General features: G+C 68.7%; 17 protein-coding genes and 2 pseudogenes. 10 read left to right on the forward strand and 9 right to left on the reverse strand.

The window, feature by feature from the left end:
* The first annotated feature begins 67 nt into the window (after positions 1–67).
* Positions 68–499, forward strand: coding sequence for a Ku protein (locus tag BZY54_RS55245; RefSeq protein ID WP_107419648.1), 432 nt, complete (start codon positions 68–70; stop codon positions 497–499).
* A 380-nt stretch (positions 500–879) separates the two neighbouring features.
* Here the strand turns inward: BZY54_RS55245 and BZY54_RS52680 are convergent.
* A pseudogene (locus BZY54_RS52680) lies at positions 880–1,100 on the reverse strand (transposase); the annotation flags it as partial.
* Between the two features lie 121 nt (positions 1,101–1,221).
* On the opposite strand from BZY54_RS52680, the gene BZY54_RS01835 reads away from it, so the two are divergent.
* The 3 genes from BZY54_RS01835 (at position 1,222) to BZY54_RS01845 (ending at position 8,377) form a co-directional block, all read left to right on the forward strand.
* Positions 1,222–4,677, forward strand: a complete 3,456-nt coding sequence (locus BZY54_RS01835) for a ThuA domain-containing protein (protein ID WP_086722560.1) — start codon at positions 1,222–1,224, stop codon at positions 4,675–4,677.
* Positions 4,678–5,035: 358 nt separating this feature from the next.
* The gene (locus BZY54_RS01840; protein ID WP_425276253.1) at positions 5,036–5,764 is read left to right on the forward strand and encodes a sugar phosphate isomerase/epimerase family protein; all 729 of its coding nucleotides are present in this window, start codon (positions 5,036–5,038) and stop codon (positions 5,762–5,764) included.
* 261 nt (positions 5,765–6,025) lie between these two features.
* Complete coding sequence (locus BZY54_RS01845) at positions 6,026–8,377, forward strand: glycosyl hydrolase family 95 catalytic domain-containing protein (RefSeq protein WP_086722562.1); 2,352 nt, start codon at positions 6,026–6,028, stop codon at positions 8,375–8,377.
* A 14-nt stretch (positions 8,378–8,391) separates the two neighbouring features.
* Here BZY54_RS01845 and BZY54_RS52685 read toward each other — a convergent pair.
* The 4 genes and pseudogenes from BZY54_RS52685 to BZY54_RS01860 all read right to left on the reverse strand — a co-directional run.
* A pseudogene (locus tag BZY54_RS52685) lies at positions 8,392–8,521 on the reverse strand (MGMT family protein); the annotation flags it as partial.
* 381 nt (positions 8,522–8,902) lie between these two features.
* Positions 8,903–9,742, reverse strand: coding sequence for an ABC transporter ATP-binding protein (locus BZY54_RS01850; RefSeq protein ID WP_425276252.1), 840 nt, complete (start codon positions 9,740–9,742; stop codon positions 8,903–8,905).
* A complete protein-coding gene (locus tag BZY54_RS01855; protein ID WP_086722564.1) occupies positions 9,742–10,761 on the reverse strand; it encodes an ABC transporter substrate-binding protein in 1,020 nt (339 codons plus the stop codon). Before BZY54_RS01855 ends, BZY54_RS01850 begins: the two co-directional genes overlap by 1 nt.
* 38 nt (positions 10,762–10,799) lie before the next feature.
* Positions 10,800–11,663: an ABC transporter permease gene (locus tag BZY54_RS01860; protein ID WP_086722565.1), complete on the reverse strand. Its 864-nt coding sequence runs from the start codon at positions 11,661–11,663 to the stop codon at positions 10,800–10,802.
* Positions 11,664–11,932: 269 nt separating this feature from the next.
* On the opposite strand from BZY54_RS01860, the gene BZY54_RS01865 reads away from it, so the two are divergent.
* Positions 11,933–12,973, forward strand: a complete 1,041-nt coding sequence (locus tag BZY54_RS01865; protein WP_086722575.1) for a substrate-binding domain-containing protein — start codon at positions 11,933–11,935, stop codon at positions 12,971–12,973.
* An 87-nt stretch (positions 12,974–13,060) separates the two neighbouring features.
* Entirely contained in the window at positions 13,061–14,233 is a 1,173-nt protein-coding gene (locus BZY54_RS01870; RefSeq protein WP_086722566.1) for a mandelate racemase/muconate lactonizing enzyme family protein, read from the forward strand.
* A gap of 179 nt (positions 14,234–14,412) precedes the next feature.
* Here the strand turns inward: BZY54_RS01870 and BZY54_RS01875 are convergent, their stop codons facing one another.
* Both BZY54_RS01875 and BZY54_RS50695 read right to left on the reverse strand, forming a co-directional pair.
* Positions 14,413–14,649: a hypothetical protein gene (locus tag BZY54_RS01875; RefSeq protein ID WP_086722567.1), complete on the reverse strand. Its 237-nt coding sequence runs from the start codon at positions 14,647–14,649 to the stop codon at positions 14,413–14,415.
* A gap of 359 nt (positions 14,650–15,008) precedes the next feature.
* Positions 15,009–15,155, reverse strand: a complete 147-nt coding sequence (locus tag BZY54_RS50695) for a hypothetical protein (RefSeq protein ID WP_158103794.1) — start codon at positions 15,153–15,155, stop codon at positions 15,009–15,011.
* 732 nt (positions 15,156–15,887) lie between these two features.
* On the opposite strand from BZY54_RS50695, the gene BZY54_RS01880 reads away from it, so the two are divergent.
* From BZY54_RS01880 to BZY54_RS01895, 4 genes are all read left to right on the forward strand, one after another.
* The gene (locus BZY54_RS01880; RefSeq protein ID WP_244216909.1) at positions 15,888–17,987 is read left to right on the forward strand and encodes a family 20 glycosylhydrolase; all 2,100 of its coding nucleotides are present in this window, start codon (positions 15,888–15,890) and stop codon (positions 17,985–17,987) included.
* Positions 17,988–18,001: 14 nt separating this feature from the next.
* Positions 18,002–20,266 carry an alpha-L-fucosidase gene (locus tag BZY54_RS01885; protein ID WP_086722569.1) on the forward strand — a complete coding sequence of 755 codons (2,265 nt, stop codon included), beginning with the start codon at positions 18,002–18,004 and terminating at the stop codon, positions 20,264–20,266.
* Positions 20,267–20,596: 330 nt separating this feature from the next.
* Positions 20,597–21,286, forward strand: coding sequence for a FadR/GntR family transcriptional regulator (locus BZY54_RS01890; protein ID WP_086722570.1), 690 nt, complete (start codon positions 20,597–20,599; stop codon positions 21,284–21,286).
* A 64-nt stretch (positions 21,287–21,350) separates the two neighbouring features.
* A complete protein-coding gene (locus BZY54_RS01895; protein WP_086722571.1) occupies positions 21,351–21,563 on the forward strand; it encodes a hypothetical protein in 213 nt (70 codons plus the stop codon).
* 212 nt (positions 21,564–21,775) lie between these two features.
* Here the strand turns inward: BZY54_RS01895 and BZY54_RS01900 are convergent, their stop codons facing one another.
* Together BZY54_RS01900 and BZY54_RS01905 are read right to left on the reverse strand one after the other, a co-directional pair.
* Positions 21,776–22,444: a Type 1 glutamine amidotransferase-like domain-containing protein gene (locus BZY54_RS01900; protein WP_086722572.1), complete on the reverse strand. Its 669-nt coding sequence runs from the start codon at positions 22,442–22,444 to the stop codon at positions 21,776–21,778.
* Between the two features lie 215 nt (positions 22,445–22,659).
* Positions 22,660–22,925, reverse strand: a 266-nt coding sequence (locus tag BZY54_RS01905; protein ID WP_208640517.1) for a hypothetical protein, incomplete at its 5' end; no start/stop codon positions are given.

The following is a 22,925-nucleotide window of genomic DNA, read 5'->3' on the forward strand; positions in this document are numbered from 1 at the left end:
CCTCCCGCCGCAGAGCCTGCCGAGTCCGAGCCGAGGATGCGTACGATCTGCTGGCGAACCACTCTGGATGTATGAAGGCCATGTGGTCGGGGATGATCCAGTTCGGGCTTGTCACTGTGCCGATCAGGCTGTACGCGGCCGCCGCGGAGATCTCGTGCGCCTCCACGAGATCCATGTCGCCGATGGCAGCCGCATCGAGCATCGCCGCTTCTGCACGGCCGAGAACCGAGAGGTCCCCCACGAAAAGGGCGGCAGGGGATCTGCCCTGGCAGACGGGCGCGTGGTGCCGCTTACGGAGGACGACCTCGCACACCTGCCCTTGCCCACGAAGCGGACCATCGACGTGTTTGGCTTCGTGCCCTTCGAGGACATCGACCCTGCCTCAGTCGTGGGGGAATCATTTCTTCCTGATGAGGCGGGCCGCTGTCCGGATGCCGGGCTTGCAGGCGCCCGTAGCCAATGGCGTTCCCGCAGAGGGCCATTGACTGCGTCCTGTTGAACGTCCCTCGGCCGGGGCGCTGCCCGCTATCGACAAGTCACGCTGCCCTGCGTGCCAGGATCTCGGAAACTCCCTGTGCCGTCGGGTGGGCATCAAATCTCGGTAGGAGTTCGCGTACGAGCTGTACACAACGGGGAGCGCCGATCCGCTCAGCGAGGTTCGGCGATTCCAGCGCGGATGTGGCGGCGAGCTCGGGTTCGCCGAGGTCGAGATGGCTCCTGGCCTCGTAGGCGTAGGAGATGCCACGGGTCTTGTCTCGGCTGTGCGGCAGGAGGCCTGGCCCTCGCGGATGAGCTGATGGGCTCGGCGAGTGTCGCCGAGATCGAGCAGGCTCTGTCCAGAGTCGACTGCGATATCGGCTTCAGACAGCCAGGAGCAGTGAGGCGGTGCAGCTTCACCCACACCCTGGCCTTCGACCACTCGGCGAAGCGGCGGTGAGCTGCCGCATGCGACGGCCCGAATGAGGCGGACGACAACTGCTGCCACGTGCACCCGACGTGGCCACGAACACGATCGCCTCCAGCGCTGCCCCGTCACCGTTGCCGCGCCGACCACCGCCTCGCGGGCGGGTCGGCGCCTCAGACACCAATCGCTGGAGCAGCTCCCACTTGCCGTGCGGCCCGGTTGACCGTCCCGCGAAGGGAACCTACGCTGAGCGGCGCAACTCAGTAAGCGCTTTCCATGTCCCGTAGGCAGTCTTTTCACTCGCAACCGGGAGCGCCATGAGTCCTCTGGTCCGAAGAAGTCGGTCACCCCTTCCCATCTTCGCCGTACTGCTCTCCCTCTTCCTCACCTGGGCCGTGGCCTCTTCGCCACCGGCGCACGCCGAGCCGCAGTTCCGCGTCCTGGTCTTCTCCAAGGTGACCAATTTCCGTCACGACTCGATCCCTGCTGGCATTGAAGCGATCAAGAAGATGGGCGCGGAGAACAACTTCGAGGTCGAGGCGACCGACGACTCGGCCGCCTTCACCGACGCCAACCTCTCCCGCTTCCAGGCGATCGTCTTCAACAACACCAACTCCACGCCGGAGTCCGGCGACCTGCTCAACGCCGACCAGCGCGCTGCCCTGCAGAAGTACATCCGCGGCGGTGGCGGCTGGATCGGCCTGCACTCGGCCTCCGCCAGCGAGCGCGACTGGGACTGGTACGGGGGCCTGGTCGGCGCCGTCTTCGACCAGCACCCGGCCATCCAGACCGGCCGGGTCAAGGTGCTAGACCAGGTGCACCCCTCCACCGAGGGCCTCCCGGACCTGTGGGAGCGCACCGAGGAGTGGTACAACTGGCGCGTCAACCCCACCGGCAAGGTCCACACCCTTGCGCAGATCAAGCAGCGTGACGGCATCACCGGCCTGACCCAGGGCGTCGACCACCCGTGGTCCTGGTGCCAGAACTACGATGGCGGCCGGTCCTGGTTCACCGCGGGCGGCCACGACTCCTCCGCCTTCTCCGAGCCGCTGTTCGTCAAGCACCTTCTCGGCGGTATCGAGTGGGCAGCCGGGGCCAAGCCCGGCGACTGCTCCGCCACCAAGACCGGTAGTTTCCAGCGCACCCCGCTGGTCACGGATGGCCTGGCCGACCCGTTCGAGTTGGCGGTGGCGCCCGACCGGAGGGTTTTCTTCATCGAGCGCACCGGCAAGCTGAAGATCGTCGACCAGGAGAACCTGAAGGTCACCACCGCGCTCGACCTCGCGTACACCCCCGAGATGACCAGCCAGTCCGACGGACTGCTCGGCCTCACCCTGGACCGCGACTTCGCCGACAACCACTGGCTGTACCTGCTGCACTCGGACAAGACCGAGAAGCGCCTCAACCTCTCCCGCTTCACCGTCTCCGGCTCCACCGTCGATCCGGCGTCCGAGAAGCGGCTGCTGACGATCCCGACCTGGCGCGGCGAGGGCCGGGCCAACTCGCACATGGCGGGCTCGCTCGCCATGGACACCAAGGGCAACCTGTACGCGGCGACGGGCGACAACACCGACCCGTTCGAGTCCGACGCCTTCACCCCGATCGACGAGCGAGAAGGCCGCCGCGCCTGGGACGCGCAGGGCACCGCGGGCAACACCAACGACCTGCGTGGCAAGGTCCTGCGCATCCACCCGGAGGCCGACGGCACGTACACCGTGCCCGAAGGCAACCTCTTCGCACCGGGGACGGACAAGACCCGTCCCGAGATCTACGTGATGGGGATGCGCAACCCGTTCCGGATCACCATCGATCCGCACGACGACGCGCTGATGATCGGCGACTACGGTCCGGACTCCAAGAAGGAGGTGGCCGACCGCGGCCCCGAGGGCACGGTCGAGTTCAACCGGGTCACCAAGGCCGGCAACCTCGGCTGGCCGTACTGCATCGGCAACAACATCCCGTTCAACGACTACGACTTCGCGACACGGAAGTCCGGCCCGAAGTTCGACTGCGGCGCGCTGGTCAACGACTCGCCGAACAACACCGGCCTGCGCGAACTGCCGCCCGCCCAGCCGGCGGTGGTGTGGTACGCGTACTCCGCCTCGAAGGAGTTCCCCGAGCTCGGAGCGGGCGGTGGAGGCCCGATGGGCGGGCCCGTCTACGCGTACGACAAGGACAACCCGTACAAGTCCAAGTTCCCGGCCTACTTCGACAAGAAGTGGTTCACCTACGAGCTGACGCGCCAGTGGTTCAAGACCTTCTCGTTCCAGCAGCAGGACCAGTCCTTCCAGAACTCCCGCTTCCCGGACGCCAAGAAGGGCGAGCTGCAATCGATCAACTCCGTCTTCGCGGACATGAAGTGGAACCAGCCCTTCGAGGCGGAGTTCGGTCCTGACGGAGCCCTGTACGTGATCGACTTCGGCCTCGGCAGCGGAACCGGACGCGGCGGCAGCAACGAGGGGTCGGGCATCTACCGCATCGACTACGTCCAGGACGGACGGCTGCCGACCGCGAAGGTGGCGGCCGGCCCGGACAACGGTCCCGCGCCGCTGACGGTGAAGTTCTCGAGCGAGGGGTCGGGCGTACCGGACGGGAAGCCCGTGACCTACGCCTGGGACTTCGACGGAAACGGGACCGTCGACTCGACCGAGGCCAACCCCACGCACACCTACCGTGACAAGGGTGTGTTCACCGCCCGCCTCACGGTCACCGGTCCCGGCGGGCTGGAGGCTGCGGCGGTGAAGGAGATCACCGTCGGCAACACCCGTCCCGAGGTGACGATCCAACAGCCGCCGAACGGAGGGATGTTCGCCTTCGGAGACACCGTTCCCTTCAGGGTCAAGGTCAAGGACCCGGAGGATGGCACGATCGACTGCGAGCGAGTGGTCGTGCAGTCCCAGCTCGGCCACGACACGCACCTGCACCCGCTGGACAACTACACCGGGTGCGAGGGCGAGATCGTGACCGACACCGGTGACAGCCACGGACCGGGCCAGAACCTCTACTCCGGGATCAGCGCGCAGTACGAGGACAAGGGCGCCCCGGGCGTGCCGGCCCTCACCGGCTCCGCGGCGCTGACGCTGCGCCCGACCTTCCGCGAGGCGGAGCACTACACCGCCACTGGCGGCGCTCACGGCGGCGCGCAGATCGGGGACCGGTCCGATGCCTCCGGCGGCAAGCGGCTCGTCGAGATCGAGGACGGCGACTGGATCAGCCTCGACCCGGTTCACCTGAAGGGCATCGACTCGGTGACCGTCGGGGCGGCGTCCGGCGGCATCGGCGGTGACGTGGAGTTCCGGGCCGGGTCGCCCACCGGAACGCTGCTCGGCACGACCCACATTCCCAACACCGGTGGCTGGGGCAACCTTGTCTCGCCGACGGTCGATCTGGCCGACCCGGACGGGACGGTGAAGCTGTACGTCGTCTTCCGCAACCCGGAGTGGACGGCCAGCAAGGCGGATCTGCTGGCCCTGGACTGGCTGCACTTCAACGGTCCCGGCGTCCAGCAGCGGCCCGCGGGCAGCGTGGAGGTCACGGCCTCGCCGTCGCAGGGCGACGCACCGCTCGCCGTGGCACTCAAGGGCACGGCAAGCCTTCAGGCCGGGCGGACCGTGCAGTCCTACCACTGGGACTTCGGTGACGGCGGCAAGACGGCGAATACGGCGACGGTGCAGCACACATACGCCCGCAAGGGCAGCTACACCGCCCACCTCACCGTCACCGATGACAAGGGGCACACGACGACGGGAGCGGTCCGGATCAGCGTGAGCTGACCGTTTGAAGCGCGCAGCGTGTGCGGCCCCGCCGCACATGCCGGTGGCCGGGCTCGAAGGAGCCCGGCCACCGCGAAAGGCCACATGGCCGACAACCTGTTTCGCTCCCCACCAACCCACCGCTCATTGGAGGCGACAGCACATGGACGGCGCACAACGGCACGCAACGCGCAGTCTGGGATCGAACGCCGCGCGCGGGCACGCACCCGGGCCCGGCCGGCGGTTGTTCCTCGGCGGCCTGCTCGGCGCCGCGGCGGCAGCGGCGACGGCCGGCGCGGCGACGGCGGCGACCGGCCCTGCCGCGAGCACCTCGGCCGAGGCCGGGCAGACGCGGCGGATCCCGCCGAGTGCGATCGGCATGCACCTGTACACCATGCGCGGCCCGCTGGCCGGGGACTTCGAGGGCACCCTCGAGAAGCTGGCGGCCATCGGCTACGCGACCGTCGGAGTGAGCGGCCGCCACGGGCACAGCGCTGCCGAGATACGCCGGATGCTGGACGCGACGGGTCTGAAGGCGGTACTCGAACACGTCGCATACGACACGGTCACGGGCAGCGGTCTGCCGCAGGCCCTCGAGGACGTCCGTACGCTCGGCGGGAAGTGGATCGTCGTACCGAGCCTGCCCGGCACCCTGCACTCTCCGGAAGGCTACCGGGAAGCCGCGCGCAAGCTGAACCAGGCGGGTCTGATTGCCCGCGAGGCCGAACTGAAGGTGCTGTTCCACAATCACGAGCCGGACCACCGGACGGTCAACGGGCAGATGCTGTACGACATCCTGCTCGCGGAGACCGATCCGCACCTCGTCGGCTTCGAACTGGACCTGTACTGGGCGGCGAAGGGCGGTGCCAAGGACCCGGCCGACTACTTCACCGAGAACCGGCACCGCTTCCCGGCCCTGCACGTCAAGGACATGGCCCCGAACGGCGACTTCGCCGACGTCGGCTCCGGCGTCCTGGACTTCGCCCACATGTTCGGCTCGGCGCGACGGGGCGGCGTCAAACAGTGGCTGGTCGAACACGACAACCCGACCGACCCCTTCGCCTCGGCCCGCAACAGTTACGAGTACCTGCGGGACGTGCGGTTCTGATCCGTGGTCTGTGGCCCCGTGGCCTGTCCAGCCCAGGTACTGGGCAGGCCACGGGGCCTCGTATGCGGGCGCCGGGCACGAGGGTGCTGGTCGAGCTGTTCGCCTGCCTGCCGATGCGGAGGGCGTGGCTCGATGCTGTGATCTGGCCTCTGATAGATCGGATGTATCGCGGCGTATTGACGATCTCATGCAGCGTATCTACCTTGCACGGCGAGATACCTCCGATGAATTCTTGCTCAGCCCGAGCCGCCGGGAGGCGTCATGCCGAAACCGTCCAGAAGAACCGTGCTCGCGACCGGCTCCGCGTTCAGCGGAGCGCTACTGGCCGAAGGGCTGCCGACACCGGCTCGGGCGGCGAACGCCCCGGGACTCGGGGCACCACCCGCGACGGGCCCGGGCCGTGTCGACGCCCCCGACGACGCCTGGCGCACGGTGCTCGACGACGCCGATCTCGTCTGGCGCCGCGTGCCGAAGACCTGGTACGAGGGGCCGTATCTGGGCAACGGTCTGCTCGGCTCCGGGATCTACGCGGAGCCCGGCGCGGCGACGAGGGCCGTCCGCTTCAATGTGCAGCACTCCGAGGTGCAGGACCATCGGCCCGAGTTCGGCTCCCTCTTCGGCCTCGCGCGGCTGCCGATCGGGCACTTCACGCTGGAGCCGGTCGGCACCATCACGGGCCTGGACTGGCGTCTGGGACTGCGCGACGCCGAGTTGACCGGCACGCTGACCACGGACCGCGGTACCCTCACGCTCCGCGCTTTCGTCCACACCTCCCGCTCGGTGCTGGCGGTGGAGGTGACCCCGAGCGCGGGCGAGCGCGACTTCCGCTGGGTGTTCCACCCGGCGAACGCGATCAGTCCGCGCGCCGCGTTCATGCCGCTGCCCGACGGGTACCGAGGTAATCCGCCCGCCGAGGTCGAGGAGCACGACGGCGTGTCAGCCGCCGTGCAGCCGTTGCTCGCGGGCGGGCAGCACGTCACCGCCTGGCGCGAGCGCACCCGCGACGAGCGGCGCACTCTGTATGTGCATGTGGCGCACTCGTTCCCCACGTCGACGGCCCGCGACCGCGCACTGCGAGCGGTGCGCGACGTCTCCGTGTTGCCGTACGAGGCGCTGGCCGTCGCGCATCGCGCCTGGTGGCACGACTTCTACCGCAAGAGCTTCCTGTCCGTGCCCGATGCCCGCATCCAGCGGTTCTACTGGATCCAGCTCTACAAGGCCGCCTCCGCCGCACGCCGTGACGCGCCCGTGATGGCGACCTGCGGCCCCTGGCTGGAGTCCACGCCCTGGCCCAACACCTGGTGGAATCTGAACGCGCAGCTGGAGTACTGGCTGATCCACGGTTCCAACCACCTGGAACTCGACGCCGTCACACGCGCGTTGAGCGAGTTCCGGGAGAATCTCGCGAAGGAGGTGGCGGCCCCGTACCGCGGCGACTCGCTCGGTATCCCGCGCACCACGGACCCGTCCCTGGTCAACGGCGCGGCAAGCACCCTCACTGGCTACGGCGTCGGCATCCCCGGCCAGAACCCGCCCACGCCCGAGGTCGGCAACCTCACCTGGGCCCTGCACAATGTCTGGCTCAGCTACCGCAACACCATGGACGAGTCGATCCTGCGCGATGTCCTTTTCCCCCTTCTGCGCAAGGCGATCAACTACTACCTGCACTTCCTGGAGCCGGGCGCGGACGGCAAACTGCATCTGCCGGCGACGTTCTCACCCGAGTACGGCGGCAACTCCCGCGACTGCAACTACGACCTGATGCTGCTGACCTGGGGCTGCAGGACGCTGCTGGAGTCGGCCGAACTGCTCGGCATCGACGACGAACTGGCCCCGCGCTGGCGCGAGATCCTGGCCAAGCGCGTGTCCTATCCGACGGACTCCAACGGCTTCATGATCGGTGCCGACATCCCGTTCGCGAAGTCCCACCGTCACTACTCCCACCTGCTCGCCGTCTATCCGCTGTACGAGCTCACCGGCCGCACCCCGGACGAGAAGGCCCTGATCGAGAAGTCCCTGGCCCACTGGGTGGGCTTCGAAGGCGCCCTGCAGGGCTATACGTTCACGGGTGCGGCGTCGATGTCGGCCCTCCTCGGCAAGGGCGACGACGCGCTCAGGTACCTGGGCCAGCTGATGAGCCGCTTCATCCAGGCCAACACCATGTACAAGGAGTCGGGCCCGGTCATCGAGACGCCGTTGTCCGCCGCACAGTCCCTGCACGACATGGTGTGCCAGTCCTGGGGCGGCGTGATCCGCGTCTTCCCGGCGCTGCCCGTCGCCTGGCGCGAACTGACCGTGCACGACTTCCGCACCCAGGGCGCGTTCCTGCTGAGCGCGGTCCGCGAGGCCGGGGCCACCCGCTGGGTGCAGCTGGCCAGCGAGGCCGGCGCGCCCTGCGTGGTACGCCATGGGATCGCGGGGCCGGTCGACGTTCGGGACGGGCGGGGCAAGCCGCTCGTGTACGAGGACGCGGGCGACGACGGGGCGATCCGCATAGCCCTCGGCAAGGGGGAGTCGGCGCTGATCACGGCTCAGGGCGACCGTCCCGAACCGCGGATCGGACCGGTCACGCCCAACGCACCGGCGCCCAGTTGGGGGCTGCCCTCGGCTTGAGTCCCCCGGGTCCGTCAGATCGCGTGCTCGAGCGCGAGCAGGTGCTGCTTGCGCTCGAGGCCGCCCGCGTATCCGGTGAGCGAACGTCGGCCCGATGATGCGGTGGCAGGGGCACACGATCAGCAGTGGATCGGCGCCGCCGGAAGAGCCAGTACGCCGTCTCCCGTGATCGGTACCTCTCCGGCACATCCCGCCGCGGCGATCGCGTTCGCGCCCGCCACCAGAGCGCGTGGAAGGACCTGCCGGCGGTCCCGCTGCCTCAGGCGCGACTTCGGTGCGGCGGCAGCAACGGTTCCAGCCGCTCCTACTGGTCGTCTTGGATCCCCACGAGCCACCTGAGGATTGTTCCACGACCTTGATCAACATTTCAGACAGGTCCTGGGCCGGGCTGGAACCGAAGCCGGCTCCGGCCCGGGCAGCTCGGTCTACGCCTGCCACGCGTACGCCGGGAAGGGGTGGTGCCTTCGGCCGCCGAGGCCGCGTAGGCACCCCCAGGCCGACGCCAGGGCCGCAGATCGGCGCCCGTCAGTCGGCCGCCGAGGCGGCGCCCAGCAGAGTCCGGATACGGGCCGTGGCACGGCGGAACTCCGGGCGGCTCATGGTGTCGGTGTAGTCACGTTCCGGCGGCAGGCCGACATCGATGACCTCGGTGACCGTGCCGGGCCGTGCACTCATCACCGCCACGCGGCCCGCCAGGTACGCCGCTTCGGAGATCGAGTGGGTGACCAGCAGGACGGTGGTGCCTGTCTCCCGCCAGATGCGGTTGAGCTCGACGTTCATCTGCTCGCGGGTGAGCGCGTCGAGGGCGCCGAAGGGCTCGTCCATGAGCAGGACCGGCGGCTCGTGCAGCAGCGCTCGGCACAACGCCACGCGCTGCTGCATTCCGCCGGACAGTTCGTGCGGGTACGCGTCCTCGAAGCCGGTCAGGCCGGTCATCTCGATGAGTTCGGCGGCCCGCGTACGGGCATGGTCGGCGGACATCTTCCGCATCTCGGCCTGGAGGAGGATGTTCCTCCGGACTGTGCGCCATTCGAGCAGAGCGGCACGCTGGAAGACGTACCCGATGTCGGGTCGGGGTGCGGTGACGTCCTCGCCGTGCAGCCGGACGGCGCCCGAGGACGGCCGCAGCAGCCCCGCGACGAGTTTGAGCAGCGTCGACTTGCCGCATCCGGACGGTCCGACGATGGCGACGAACTCACCAGACGCGACGCCGAGCGAGACGTCCCGCAGGGCGGTGACGTCCTTCTTCTTCGTACGGAACCGCACCTGCACCGCGTCGAGTCCGACGGCCGTGGACGACTCGGCCGCGGACGGCTGCCGGCCGGCGTCCGCTCGCGGCGTACGGAGGGTCTTCTCTGCCATCATCATCCTTTCGGGGCCGCGCTGGTGTCCCAGTACTCCGAGACCGGCTTGGCGTTGCGGACCATGCCGACCTGGGCGAAGAGGTCGATGGTCTTCTTCCAGTCCGCATCGGTGTTGACGCCCGGGGCCTTCCCCTGTGTGGCGTCGGTGTGCAGCAGGGTCAGCGTGGTGGCGAACTGCTCCGACAGGACCTTCGCCGGCGGGAGCTGGCCGGAGGCGCCCGCCATCGAGGCGACGGCGGGACCAGGGTTCTGCTCCGCTGCCGCCCACGCCTCGCTGGTGGCCTGGGCCATGCGCTGGGCCAGGTCGGGGTCGCTGTTGACGGTGCGTTGCCCGACGATGAGGCCGTTGGAGTAGAAGTTGAGCCCGTGCTCGGAGAAGCGCAGGTAGGAGACCTTCTTGCCGGCCTTGTTCTGCATGGTGGGGCCCTGGTCGCTGGCGTATCCGAGCAGCGCGTCCGTCTGGCCTGAGATCACCGCGGCGATCTTTCCGGCCGGGTCGGTGTTCTGGATCTTCACGTCGGACTCGGTGATGCCGTTCTTCTCGAGGAAGACCGGGAAGGTTTTGGAGAGGGCGTCACCGGCGGTTCCGGCGATCGTCTTCCCCTTGATGTCCGAGGGCTTGTCGATGCCCTTGTCGGCGAAGAACTGCACGGACGCTGGGGTGGTCTGCAGGAACACGCCCAGGCTCTTGACCTTGACTCCCTGGTCCACGCCTGCGAGGACGGCCGGAGTGTCCGCCCAGCCGAAGTCGGTCTGCCCGGCGGCAGTTGCCTGCACGGTCTTCTGCGAGCCTTGTCCGGCCCGGATCTGCAGGTCGATGCCGTGCTTCTCGTAGATCTTCTGCTGCTTGCCGTAGTAGAAAGGCGCGTGCTCGCCGTAGGGATACCAGTTCAGGGTGAGCGTGACCTTGTCGAGCTCCTTGCCCGACGCGCTTGTGGTCTTGTCCGAGCCCTCGCCGCCGCAGGCCGTGGCGAGCAGCAGCAGCGGGACGAGGACGGTGGGCAGTCTGCGCAGGTGCATGGTCCGGCCCTTCTCGGAGCGGGGAGCGGAAAGTTGCCTCAGTAGGCGGTGCTGACGGCGTCACCCCGGCGGCTGGCGTGCCAGGGGAGCAGGAGCTTCTCGGTGATTTCCACGATCACGAAGAGGACGACACCGATCAGCGACATCACCAGGAGCCCGGCGAAGAGCATCGGGGTGTCGAGATTGCCGTTGGCCTGGAGGATCACATAGCCGAGACCTTCGTTGGCACCGACGAACTCGCCGACGACCGCACCGGTGACCGCCAGCGTGACGGCCACCTTCAGACCGGAGAACAGGTGTGGGAACGACGCGGGGAAGCGGATCTTGACGAAGGTCTGCAGCGCGCTCGCGCCCATGGTCTGGGAGAGCTGGATCATCTCGGGGTCCACCGACTTCAGGCCCGTCACCATGGAGATGACCACCGGGAAGAAGGCGATGAGCACGGCGATGAGGATCTTCGGCGCGATGCCGAAGCCCAGCCACACCACGAACAGCGGCGCGATGGCGATCTTCGGGATCACCTGCGCGAACAGCAGAATCGGATACAGCGTCTTCTCGACGGTCGACGAGTAGACCATCACCACGGCCGCGAGGACGCCGACGACAACCGCGATCACAAAGCCCAGCAGCGTCTCGTACGTGGTCACCCAGCTGTGGTGCCAGAGGTAGCCGCTCTTGGTGGCCATCACGTCCAGGGTCGCGCCCGGCGACGGAACGAGGTAGGGCTCGACCAGGCCGGCGGCTGAGACGGACCACCAGGCGACGAGGCACACGAGGAGCAGGGCGAACGGCCGCCACGAGTGCTCGACCGCCTCGCCGAGCCGCTCGGCCGCGCCGCGCTGCGCGCGCTCGCTGACTCCCGCCGGGGGAGCGGGAGTCCGGGTGATGGCGCTCTGGCTCACGGTGAACTCCTCTGACGTCGGGTCGTGGTGGAGAAGGGGGACGTAGGGGACTGGTGAAAAGCCTGTTGCCGGAAACCGCTTCCAGAAAGCGCTTTCTGATATGCTCTGCCACGTTAGGGACAGCGCGTACGAATGGTCAAGAGGGCGTCAAGGGGTTTCCGGACCTCGCCGCGCCTGTGACCCTGGTGCGACCTGGGGGTGCCGTGAGCCGACCCGTAAACCGAGGAAGCGTGCCCGTGCCCGAACGGCCCGTAAGGGCACGGACCTACGTGACCCTGGACGCCGTCGCCCGTACCGCCGGAGTCTCCGCGGCCACCGCCTCACGTGCACTCAACGGCACCGCACGAGTCCGCGAGGACCTGCGCACGCGTGTGCTGCTCGCCGCCGAGCGCCTCGGCTACATCCCCAACGCCCACGCGCAGGCGCTCGCGAGCGCCCAGAGCTCCGTCGTCGGCGTCATCTGTCACGACGTCGGCGATCCGTACTTCTCCGCCATAGCCAGCGGCGTGATGCGCGCCGCCGCTGCCCGGGACCTCATGGTGATGCTGGCGAGCACCTTCCGCGCACCCGCCCGCGAAGTCGCCTACGTCTCCACGCTGCGCGCCCACCGCGCCCGCGCCATCCTGCTCATCGGCTCCGGCTTCGAGGACACGGCCTGGGAGCGGTCGATGGCCGCGGAACTGGGGCCGTACAGGTCCAGCGGTGGCCGGGTCGCCGTCGTCAGCCGCCACCGCAGCCTGCGGGTGGACACGGTATTGCCGGAGAACCGGGCCGGGGCGGCGGAACTGGCCAGAGCCCTGATCGGCCTGGGGCACCGGGACTTCGCGGTGCTGACCGGCCCGCCGTCGCTGACGACGGTCGCCGACCGGCTGCGCGGCTTCCGCGACGCGCTGGCCGAACACTCGATCCGGCTGGCCGCCGACCAGGTGGTCGAGGGCGCGTTCACCCGTGAGGGCGGGTACGCCGCGGCCGCCGAACTGCTCGCCCGGGGCCTCAGGGCGAGTTGCGTCTTCGCCGTCACGGATGTGATGGCCGTCGGGGCGCTGGCGGCGCTGCGCGAGAGCGGGCTCCGGGTGCCGGAGGACCTCTCGCTCGCGGGCTTCGACGACGTACCGATCGTACGAGACCTCACCCCGCCGCTGACCACGGTCGCGCTGCCGCTCGTACGGATGGGAGAGACCGTCCTGGACCTGGCGCTGCGCGAGCCACGGGGGCAGCGCTCGCGCGTGGAGCGCATCGCGGGTGAGGTCCTGCTGCGGGGCAGCACAGCACCATGGCGGGGCGGCACTGCGCCACCGGGAAGCGAGTGACGCCGTACACCCGGCCGCCCACCGGCTCCTGGCCGTACGCCCGGCCCGGCTCAATGACGGCAATTAGTCCGGACGGAAGGAACGCCCATGACACCGCTTCGGCTCCCGCTCGGTGATCTGACCATCGACCGCATCACCACGTACGCCGTGGCCCTGCCCACCCGGCGCTCCTTCGGAGTCTCCGGGGGCGCGGTGGCCGTGGCCGGCCGGCCCAGCATCCGCGTCCTGGTACGGGTCGACGCCGACGGCGTGCACGGCTGGGGCGAGGCGACGCCGATCCCCGCGTGGACGTACGAGACCGCGGAGTCGATCGTCACGACCGTCGACCGCTATCTCGCGCCGGCGGTCCTGGGCCGTCCGGCCTGGGATCTCGACGGTGTGGACGCCGCGTTCGACCGGGCCGTCAACCGGGGCTTCACCATCGGCGCCCCGCTGGCCAAGGGAGCGGTCGACATCGCGCTGCACGACCTGCTCGGCCGGGCGGCCGGCGTGCCGTTGGGCACGTTGTGGGGGCAGCGGCGCCGGGAGACGATCGAGTTGGGCTGGGTCGTCTCCGGCCAGTCACCGGCGGAGGCGGGCGACAGCGTGGCGGAGGGCGTGGACGCGGGCTACCGGGCGTTCAAGGTGAAGGTGGGGCTGCACGACGAGGAGACGGACACGGCAGTGGTGGCGGCCGTACGCGAACACGCCCCGGCCGGAGCCCCGCTGTGGGTGGACGCCAACCAGGCGTACACCGTGCCGGCCGCGCTGCGCATGTCCGCCCGCCTGGCCGGCCTTCAGGTGGCCGCCTTCGAACAGCCGCTGCCCGCCAACGACATCGCCGGACTGCGCAGGCTCCGGGAGGCCTCACCGATCCCGGTCGCGCTCGACGAGAGCCTGCGCCACCCCACCGACCTGGCGACGTTCGTCCGTCTCGAAGCTGTCGACATCGCCATCGCCAAGGTGCAGCGCAGCGGCGGGCTCACGCTCTCACGGCGGCTGTGCGCGCTGGCCGAGGACTGCGGCGTACAGCTCATGGGGTCGGGACTCACCGACTCGGACGTGGGGCTCGCCGCCTCGCTGCACCTCTTCGCGGCCTACGGGCTCGACACGCCCGTGGATCTGAACGGCCGCCAGTTCGTCGAGTCGCCCTACGCGGGGCCGACCGTGGTGATCGAGAACGGGACGGCGCGGGTGCCCAACGGTCCGGGACTCGGCGTCGAGGTCGACGACGCCGCGGTGGGGAAGCTGGCTGTGGACGTCCTCGAACAGCGGTCGTGAGCATCAGGGCGCGAGGCCTTCCGTCCCGGGCACGACTCTGTCGCGAGGCGCCTGGTCCCCCCGTAGCCGTCGTCCTGCGGAAAGGCGGCCCCGCTGAGGGCCGCCGCACGACCGGTCCCGCTCGTCCGCGACACGGTTCTGCTTGTCGGCCATCACGCACGTTGCCCTCGTCGACTACCTCATCCATGCGGGTAGGGGCCGCCCTTGGGGCGCCGCGACGTCCGCCCCGGGACGGACGCGTGGATGCGCTCATATGGGGGTGATCGCACCCTGTCCTTTCCGAGTTGTCGCTGCAGGCCCGTGATCTGGTGGCGTAGGGCCAGGATCTCGGCGTCCTTGTCCCGATCGCTGAGCGGGAGCAGGCACAGCATGGCGAACGCGTTGGTCACGCCCAGACAGGCCAGTCGCAGCAGCACAGCCGGCCATCATGCCGCGATGCTCGACAGCCGCGCGAGAGCGCCGGCTCGAACGACCGCGCTCGACCTCTCCTGCCATCGCACGCACCGGCTCCTACCAGGGCGGATGAGGTTTCCGGCAAGGGAAAGGTTTCGCGCCTGCCTCACTCGCCATTGCGGGCGACACCAGCACCGAGCATGCCGTCAGGGTTGCGAGGCAGCCAGCGAGTCCCGATGCTCGCAACTTCGCCGACCCCTGGTACGAGGGACGGCACGGCGACCAGATTTTGACATGATGCCTCCCCGAGGTGCCTCCCTGGCCCTCGCCATGAGCGAGCCATGCGAGAGGTCTGGCCTGTTGCCCATCGGGGATACACCGGCTACCAGCGGTACACGTACTCGTATCCGCCGAATGTGGCGTGCGTGCCGCTCGGCTTGGTGATGGTGACCGTGTGCGGGCCGTCGCCGAGCCGCGGGGACTCGTAGACGACAGCGTCGGCCACACGCTTGGGCGACGCGGTGTCCACGGTCACCGGATCCTGGTCGTCGATGGTGATGGCGACGGGCCTGGTCGTTGTTCTTCTCCCCGTGGATCCGCACCCGGTTGCCCGTGAAGGTGAAGCTCACGGTGGCGCCGTCCGTCCAGGTGAAGAGCACGTAGTCCTGGAAGTCGCCGAGCCCGCGGGAGGCCGAGCGTGACCAGCCGGAGCTCGTATCGGGTTGCGTCCCAAGGTCTGCGTCATTGCCGATTCGGAGGTGGTCGGTCATACCGGAGCGTAACGGGGCAACGGATACCAGCGCCTCCCGAGTGGTCTACACCACATGAGCGTTTCCTGTGAAGAGTCTATGGCGGAATCGCTCGCCTAACTCCCCTCCGGCGCCCAGCTCTTGACAGTCATCCGATGTATCTCTAGGTTCACGCCCGTAGGTGGTCAAGGAATCGTCAACTCTCCCTCGACGCATCTCGATACATTGGATGAATCACCGGGGCTCCGACCGCGGAGGTCGCGACCTCGGGCCGTGGTCGGCACGGTGGGGTCTGCCCGTAGAGCTCGATCGCGGGGCCGGCCACCGGCCATTGCCGCCGACGTCGCTGTGTGCCCTCGCTCCCGTTCGCCGATGTCCACCGACCGATTCAGGAGACGACAATGCGTCGCGTCATAGCGCTACTCAGCGTGATCGTCGCGGTACTCACCGGGTCCTTCCTCACCCCTGCTGTCGCGGCTCCACCCGCGGAGCGAACCGGTGCTCCACCGGTGGTGCCCAGACCGGCGACATGGGATGACTTGGGCGGCACGGTCGCGCTCACGGAGCGGTCACGGATACTCGTCGACCCGGCGTCGCGTTCCCGTACGAGCACGCCTACCGGGCGTCAGGCCCTCCCCGGACCCGCCCGCGAGACCGTGCAACAGCTGGCCATGGGACTGCGGGCCGAGATCGAGCAGGTCACCGGCTTGCGGCTGACTGTCAGCAGCGGGCCCGGGAAGGCGGGCCCGGGTGACATCCGCCTGCGGCTGATCGATGACGAGGCGCTGGGCGCGGAGGGCTATCGGTTCGACAGCGCCGGAGCCATCGACATCAGGGCGGCATCGACACACGGATTGTTCTACGGGACCCGTACCCTCCTGCAGACGCTGCGGGCCACGCCCGGCCACCCGGACGTGCCTCGCGCCCGCAGTACAGACCGGCCCAGCCAGCAGGTCCGCATGGTCATGCTGGATGCCGGCCGCAAGTACTGGCGGATCGACTACCTGGAGAACCTCATCCGCAGGATGGCCGACCTCAAACTCAACACGCTCTTCATGCAGTTCTCCGACGCCGAGGGATTCAGGCTCAACAGCCCGAAGTTCCCCGGCCTGGCCGACCCCGACCACAGCTACAGCCGGGCCGACATCGAACGCCTCAAGGCACTCGCGGCCCGCGAGCACGTCCAGTTGATGCCGGGCATCGACGCTCCCGGACATGCGACGGTGATCAGCGACGCGTTCGACATCGGATTCGGTGACGGCGCGGACCCCTGCACGGGGGCGCACACACACTCCCACCTCACCCCCGACTGGATCCTGGACATCACCGACCCCAAGGCGGCCGAAGTGAGTCGGCGGATCGTCGACGAGTTCGTCACCTGGTTCGACGCCCCGATGTTCAGCATCGGCGCCGATGAGCTTCCCGGTCAGCTGGCCAACTGCCCGCGGGTCAAGCGACACCTGGCAGAGGACCCCGACGTCAGCACCCTCGGCGACATGCTGAACCGGTACATCAACACCCTCGACGACGTGGTGACCTCGCACGGCAAGCGCAGCGCGATCTACAACGGATCGGAACACCTGGCCGCACCCCAGCAGACGGTGCACCCGTCGGTCGTCTTCCTCACCTGGGAGGGCACAGGAACCCAGCCGGTCATCCCGAACCACGACGAGATCGCCATCGGCCCCTTCTACGTGACGCCGAACAACTACCACAACCTGTATCCGGACGAGTCGTGGATGTACGGCACCTGGGCACCCAGCACCGCACCGGACATGCTCGGTTCAGGCCTGATGAACTGGGCCGATTACAACTTCTGGGCTCAGGACGGGTACTTCGAGCAGACCATGGCAGCACCGCGCGCCATCCTGGCGGACCGGTCCTGGAACGCCTCCCCGACGCCCGGCGCGGTCGGTGACTTCCGGGCCACCGTCGCGCGGATCGGCGACCCGCCCGGAATCCGGCCCGAGCCGGTGACCCCACGGGTGGACGACGGCCGGCCCAGCCACCAATGGACGTTCGACGCCGCCTCCTATCCCAGGGGCTGGACCTACGCCAGCCGCCCCCCGAACACGATCATGACCGAGGACACCGCAGGAGACCTGCCCGGTACGACCTACATCATCAACAACCCGGACCTGGTGGAGGGAGGCGTGCGCGGGCAGGCCTTCCGCTTCGACAACGACCGTGACGGCGTCGGCTTCGGCGGCCTCGATGTCTCCGAGCCCTGGACCGCGTCGGCCTGGGTCAGGCTCACCGCCCGCACCAGCGACCAGGTGCTGCTCAGCTCCCGCGCCGGCGCCCTGAAACTGCAGCAGTACGGCACCGGCAGGGTCGGCCTGACCCGCTACGGCGTCGCCGACTACAGCTTCGACTACACCGTTCCGCTGGACCGCTGGGTCCAGCTCACGTGGGTGGCCGAGCCCGGACACACCACGCTGTACGCCGACGGTGAGCGCGTCGGCACGATCGACGCCTCCGTCCCGCTGCCCCTGCGCTCCATCGGTACACCCCGCGCAAGCCTGCGCGGCGATCTGGACGAGCTGTTCACCTGGGACGAAGCACTCAACCCCAGCCAGGTCCACGACCACTTCGCCAGCTACCGACGCTGAACCGAATCGGAGGAATGGTGAGACACCCAGAACCCCACCGCGGACGCGGCCGGAGAGCAGGCATCACCGCCACCGCCGCCGTGGCCGTACTCGCCGCCCTGCTCACCGCACCCGCGCCCGCGAACGGGGCGGCCGCATCGAGCGGCGACTACGAGCCCACGGTCGCATCCCTCAACAGCCACCCGACACCACGCTGGTTCAACGACGACAAGTTCGGCATCTTCATCCACTGGGGCGCCTACTCCGTGCCTGCCTGGGGACCCCGCGGCAGCTACGCGGAGTGGTACTGGAACTACATGAACTCCCCGGGCAGCCCCACCAACGCCCACCACCGCAGCACCTACGGCACGGACTTCGACTACGACGACTTCATCCAGCAGTGGAAGGCGCAGAGGTACGACCCCGACGCCTGGGTGAAGCTGTTCAAGGACGCGGGCGCCAAGTACTTCGTACTCACCTCCAAACATCACGAAGGCGTCGCCCTCTTCGACAGCAAGGTCAGCGGCCGCGACACCGTGGACCTGGGTCCTCACCGCGATCTCGCGGGCGAGCTGTTCAAGGCCGCCCGCAAGGACGGTGGGCTCAAAGCAGGCTTCTACTACTCGCTGTACGAGTGGTACAACCCCTCCTACACGGGTAAGCCCGCCCGCAACCCGTACACCGGCGCCACCGTTCCGTACACCGGCGCGCCGAAGGTCGACGACTACGTGCGCGACTACATGGCGCCTCAGATGCGCGAGCTGATCGACCAGTACGACCCGGACATCCTGTGGTGCGACGGTCAGTGGGAGAAGCCCGCGTCGTACTGGCAGGCCGCTCCTGTGATCGCCCGTTTCTACAACCAGGCGAAGAATCGAGAGCATCCCAAGGAGGTGGCCGTCGCCAACAGGTGCAAGATCCAGACCGGGGAACTGGAGAGCAAGGAGCTGGACTTCCAGACGCCCGAGTACACCGTGAAGGCGGACATCGATCCGGACAAGTGGGAGGCCAGCAGAGGCATCGCCCACTCCTACGGCTACAACCAGAACGAGCCCGAGTCCGACTACCTCACCTCCGACCAGCTCATCGACTCACTCGTCGACATCGTCAGCAAGAACGGCAACCTCCTCCTGGACATCGGCCCGCGCGCCGACGGCACCATCCCGGAACTTCAGCAGCAGCGTCTGCGCGACATCGGCGCCTGGCTCAAGACCAACGGCGAGGCGATCTACGGGACGACGTACTGGAACCACGCCGAGGAACCCGCCGGCGACGACGACATCCGCTACACGGTCAAACAGGGCACTCTCTACGCGACGGCGTTGAGCTGGCCCGGTAGCCATCTGACCCTCGGACGCGACGTCCCCGCCGGCCCTGGCACCCGCATCACCCTCCTGGGTTCCGACGGCCGCGATCTGTCCTGGCACCGGGACTCCCAGGGGCGCGTCGTCGTCGACACACCGGCCGAGGGCACCGTCGCCACGAGCAGTACGGACGCCTACGTCTTCAAGATCAGTACACCGGGCGTCAACGGGCTGCTGCGTACCCGCTCCGAGCTCCCGAAGGAACTCAACCCGGGCCGTACGGCCGAAGGCACCCTGACGGTGACCAACACCGGCAGCCACGAGGCCGCGGACACACGGATCGACATCCAAGCGCCCTTGGGCTGGGCGGTTTCCCCTGCTGAGACGCGGACAGGGCCCCTCCCGGCGGGTTCCGACGCCTCTGTCCCGCTGCGGGTCACGCCACCTGCCGACGCCTTGAAGGGCGTCCACACACTGGAGGTCACGCTGCGCAGCGGCCGCCAGACCACCACCACGTCCATCCAGGTCACCGTCGCCGCGGAGAATCTCGCCCTGGGCAAGAAGGCCGAACAGAAGAGCACCGCCTGGGACGCTCCGGCCGGACGCGCCGTCGACGGAAACACCGACGGCAACTTCAACGGCGGCTCCGTGACCCACACCGCGGAGCCCGAGACCCAGGCATGGTGGCAGGTCGATCTGGGTGCTCCGGCGGCACTCGACAGCGTGGACATCTGGAACCGCACCGACTGCTGCGCCGACCGTCTGAAGGACTACTGGGTCCTCAGCTCCGAACAGCCCATCACGACGGACGATTTGGACGAGGCCCGATCGGCACCCGGTGTCACGGCCGTGCATGTCACGGATCAGGCGGGCCGGCCGTCCACGGTGCAGCTCCCGCCCGGCACCCACGGCCGCTACGTGCGGGTGCAGCTCGCCTCCGGCACGAATCCCCTGTCGCTGGCCGAGGTACAGGTCCGCGGACATCTCATCGGCTGACACGCACGGTCGTAGCTGGACAGGGAGGGAGTTCCGGCCGCAACTCGGCGGCGGCCGGGACTCCCTGTCGCGCGGAGGCAGCCGGGACAGACCGAGGGCTCGTCGCGGGCAAGCACGGTGGCCGCACCCGCGGGGCCGGCGTCGCGCCGACTCCGCCGAGCCGAGTGCTGTGTCACGGACCTGCACACCGGGGCCGGGTGGACCTCGACCTCCGGCGCCATCGTCACCGTGGTCACTTGCGCCGACTCCCATCCGGGTCGGCTCAACCTCATTCCTGGCGGCCATTCATCCGACGTATAATCGCGGCCGCGGTATGAGGAGGTCACCACTGTGCCGGTCACCGACGAGGCGATCGAGAAGATCAAGGCCATGATCGTCGATGGCGAACTGCGCCCGGGGCAGCGGCTGCCCAAGGAGGCCGAGCTGGCCGAGCGGCTGGGATTGTCACGCAACTCCCTGCGGGAGGCGGTCAAGGCGCTCTCGCTGATACGGGTACTGCACGTGCGCCAGGGCGACGGAACATACGTGACCAGCCTGGAGCCCGACCTGCTGCTGGACGCGCTCGGCTTCGTCGTCGACTTCCATCAGGACGACACGGTGCTGGACTTCCTCGAGGTCCGCCGGATCCTGGAGCCGGCCGCCGCGGCCATGGCGGCGGCGATGCCGGACGAGGACGTCGCCGCGCTGAAAGACGTGCTGGACCGTCTTCCGCGGGAGCCCTCGCTGGAGGAACTCATTGCCAACGACCTGGAGTTCCACCGCCTGATCGCCGCCGCTGCCGGCAACCCGGTGCTGTGCTCGCTCATCGAGGGTATTTCCGGCCCGACCACCCGTGCGCGGATCTGGCGCGGGCTGACCGAGGAGGGCTCCGTGGAGCGCACCCGCGATCAGCACCGGGCGATCTATGAGGCCATCGCCGGCCGGAACGCCGAACTGGCCCGGTCCTGGATGACGGTGCACGTAGCCGGCGTCGAACAGTGGCTGCGCGACACCCTCGGCGGGACCGGATCCGCACTCTGACGGGTGTCGCCGCTGTGCTGCGGTTTCGGCGGTGCGCGGGGCACGCGTTCTCGACCGAAGCGATATGGATCATGGCTTCGGAGCCGGCGGTGAGGGTCTCGTAGTCGAGCGGTTGTGGATCGTGGACGGCACCCTCAGCCCAGTCCGCGACCGCACCGTGGGCATCCGGGCAGAACGTCGGCACAGCCGCATCGACAAGCGCGGCGGCGTCCTTGCCCTTGAAGCCGAGCCTCGCGAAGATCACCTGTCGTCACGCACGGCGTTCGATCAGCGCTGACCGTTGCCCCTTGCAACCCGGCCCATACGTGCCCACCGACGAAGGCTACGATATGCCGCTTCCATAAGCCCCGTCCCGCCGAACGGCACAACGTCACTCCCCACTACCTTGCGCAAGCCGCCCGACGCAGGTGCTCACCCCGGCAGCTCCGCATCAGTGCGCCTCTGGGCGCCGCACTGCCCTGTCCGGGGCTCCCCACCGCGTGTATTGAGTCACGGATGGAACCGCCACCGGCCTTCAGAAATGACATCCACCTCGCCGTCCCTGACGCGAACGGCCGTCTCGTCGTCGATGAAGTAGATCGGGAAGTCCGCCCGCGCAGCGATGCGATCAGCCCAGGCGTCGTCCCGCTCGGGGAAATCCGGTGAGTACAGGTGGGGCTTGAGATACCAGTCGACGAGGCCGAACGGTGGCTCCACGGTCGTCGCGCCGAGCACGTGGAGGTCCGTGGTGTCCCCGATGACGTCGGCAGAGTGTCCGGTGAGATTACGGCTGAAGATCATTGATCCGGCGCTGAACCCCACATAGACCCGGCTCTCCAGTGCCTCCAGGAAGCCGTCGGCCAGGCCGTTGCCGGTGATGCTGCGCGCGAGGTGGTAATGGCTGCCGCCCCCGACATAGATGACGTCGGCGTGGAGCAGCCGGTCGAGCACCATCTGCCGGGGCAGGCCGTTCAGCTCCAGGACGTCGAACTCCCGCCAGCCGAGGCCGTACAGCCGGTTCATGTCCGCGACGAGCCACGCATGGTCCCCGGACTCGGCTACTGATGCCGTGGGAACGTACACGACGTTCGCCGATCCGAACGGCCTACCCAGCATGTCCCGCAGCGCATCCCGCAGCGACTCGTTACGCAGGCCACTCGCCGTCAACAGAAGGTTCATCGGGCGAGCCAAGCACGACTCGCGGGTCCCGCGCAACGAACCCAGGATCCACCAACACCGTCATGGCATGGCCGCATCAGGAAGAGGCACTTAGGGAAGTAGCCCCGCATGGTGGGTCGGATGGCTGCTCTCCGTGGGGGAGGCACGCAGTCGCCATCGTGTCGGGGCAGAGGCGCCACCCTCCGCGCGCGTCTGCCCCGCACGCGCACACTGACCTACACGTCGTCGACTGCGTGCAGATGGCGCTGGCCGGCCTTCCACGCGTCGAGTCTCGCGACGATCTCTTCGTCGCTCAGCTGGTCGCCCTCGCCGCCTCGACGTAGGACAGCGATCACATGGCTGCCGTCTTCGCGTAAGTGGCGGACTATGCGATGGGTCTCGTTGCCTTCGGTCACGGCGTGGTCCCTCCCTGTGGCCTGAGGGATCAGGGTGCGTCGGCGGGTGGTTGTGGTCAAGAGGGCTGGGGGCGGCTGCAGGGTGG

The organism is Streptomyces carpinensis (assembly GCF_002154505.1).
In the GTDB taxonomy this organism is placed as follows: domain Bacteria; phylum Actinomycetota; class Actinomycetes; order Streptomycetales; family Streptomycetaceae; genus Streptomyces; species Streptomyces carpinensis.

What these genes read in the sequence shown, in the direction of transcription:
- BZY54_RS55245 (WP_107419648.1), top strand. Translation starts at nt 68, where the DNA reads ATGTATGAAGGCCATGTGGTCGGGGATGATCCAGTTCGGGCTTGTCAC.
- BZY54_RS01835 (WP_086722560.1), top strand. Translation starts at nt 1,222, where the DNA reads ATGAGTCCTCTGGTCCGAAGAAGTCGGTCACCCCTTCCCATCTTCGCC.
- BZY54_RS01840 (WP_425276253.1), top strand. Translation starts at nt 5,036, where the DNA reads ATGCACCTGTACACCATGCGCGGCCCGCTGGCCGGGGACTTCGAGGGC.
- BZY54_RS01845 (WP_086722562.1), top strand. Translation starts at nt 6,026, where the DNA reads ATGCCGAAACCGTCCAGAAGAACCGTGCTCGCGACCGGCTCCGCGTTC.
- BZY54_RS01850 (WP_425276252.1), bottom strand. Translation starts at nt 9,742, where the DNA reads ATGATGGCAGAGAAGACCCTCCGTACGCCGCGAGCGGACGCCGGCCGG.
- BZY54_RS01855 (WP_086722564.1), bottom strand. Translation starts at nt 10,761, where the DNA reads ATGCACCTGCGCAGACTGCCCACCGTCCTCGTCCCGCTGCTGCTGCTC.
- BZY54_RS01870 (WP_086722566.1), top strand. Translation starts at nt 13,061, where the DNA reads ATGACACCGCTTCGGCTCCCGCTCGGTGATCTGACCATCGACCGCATC.
- BZY54_RS01885 (WP_086722569.1), top strand. Translation starts at nt 18,002, where the DNA reads ATGGTGAGACACCCAGAACCCCACCGCGGACGCGGCCGGAGAGCAGGC.
- BZY54_RS01895 (WP_086722571.1), top strand. Translation starts at nt 21,351, where the DNA reads ATGGATCATGGCTTCGGAGCCGGCGGTGAGGGTCTCGTAGTCGAGCGG.
- BZY54_RS01900 (WP_086722572.1), bottom strand. Translation starts at nt 22,444, where the DNA reads ATGAACCTTCTGTTGACGGCGAGTGGCCTGCGTAACGAGTCGCTGCGG.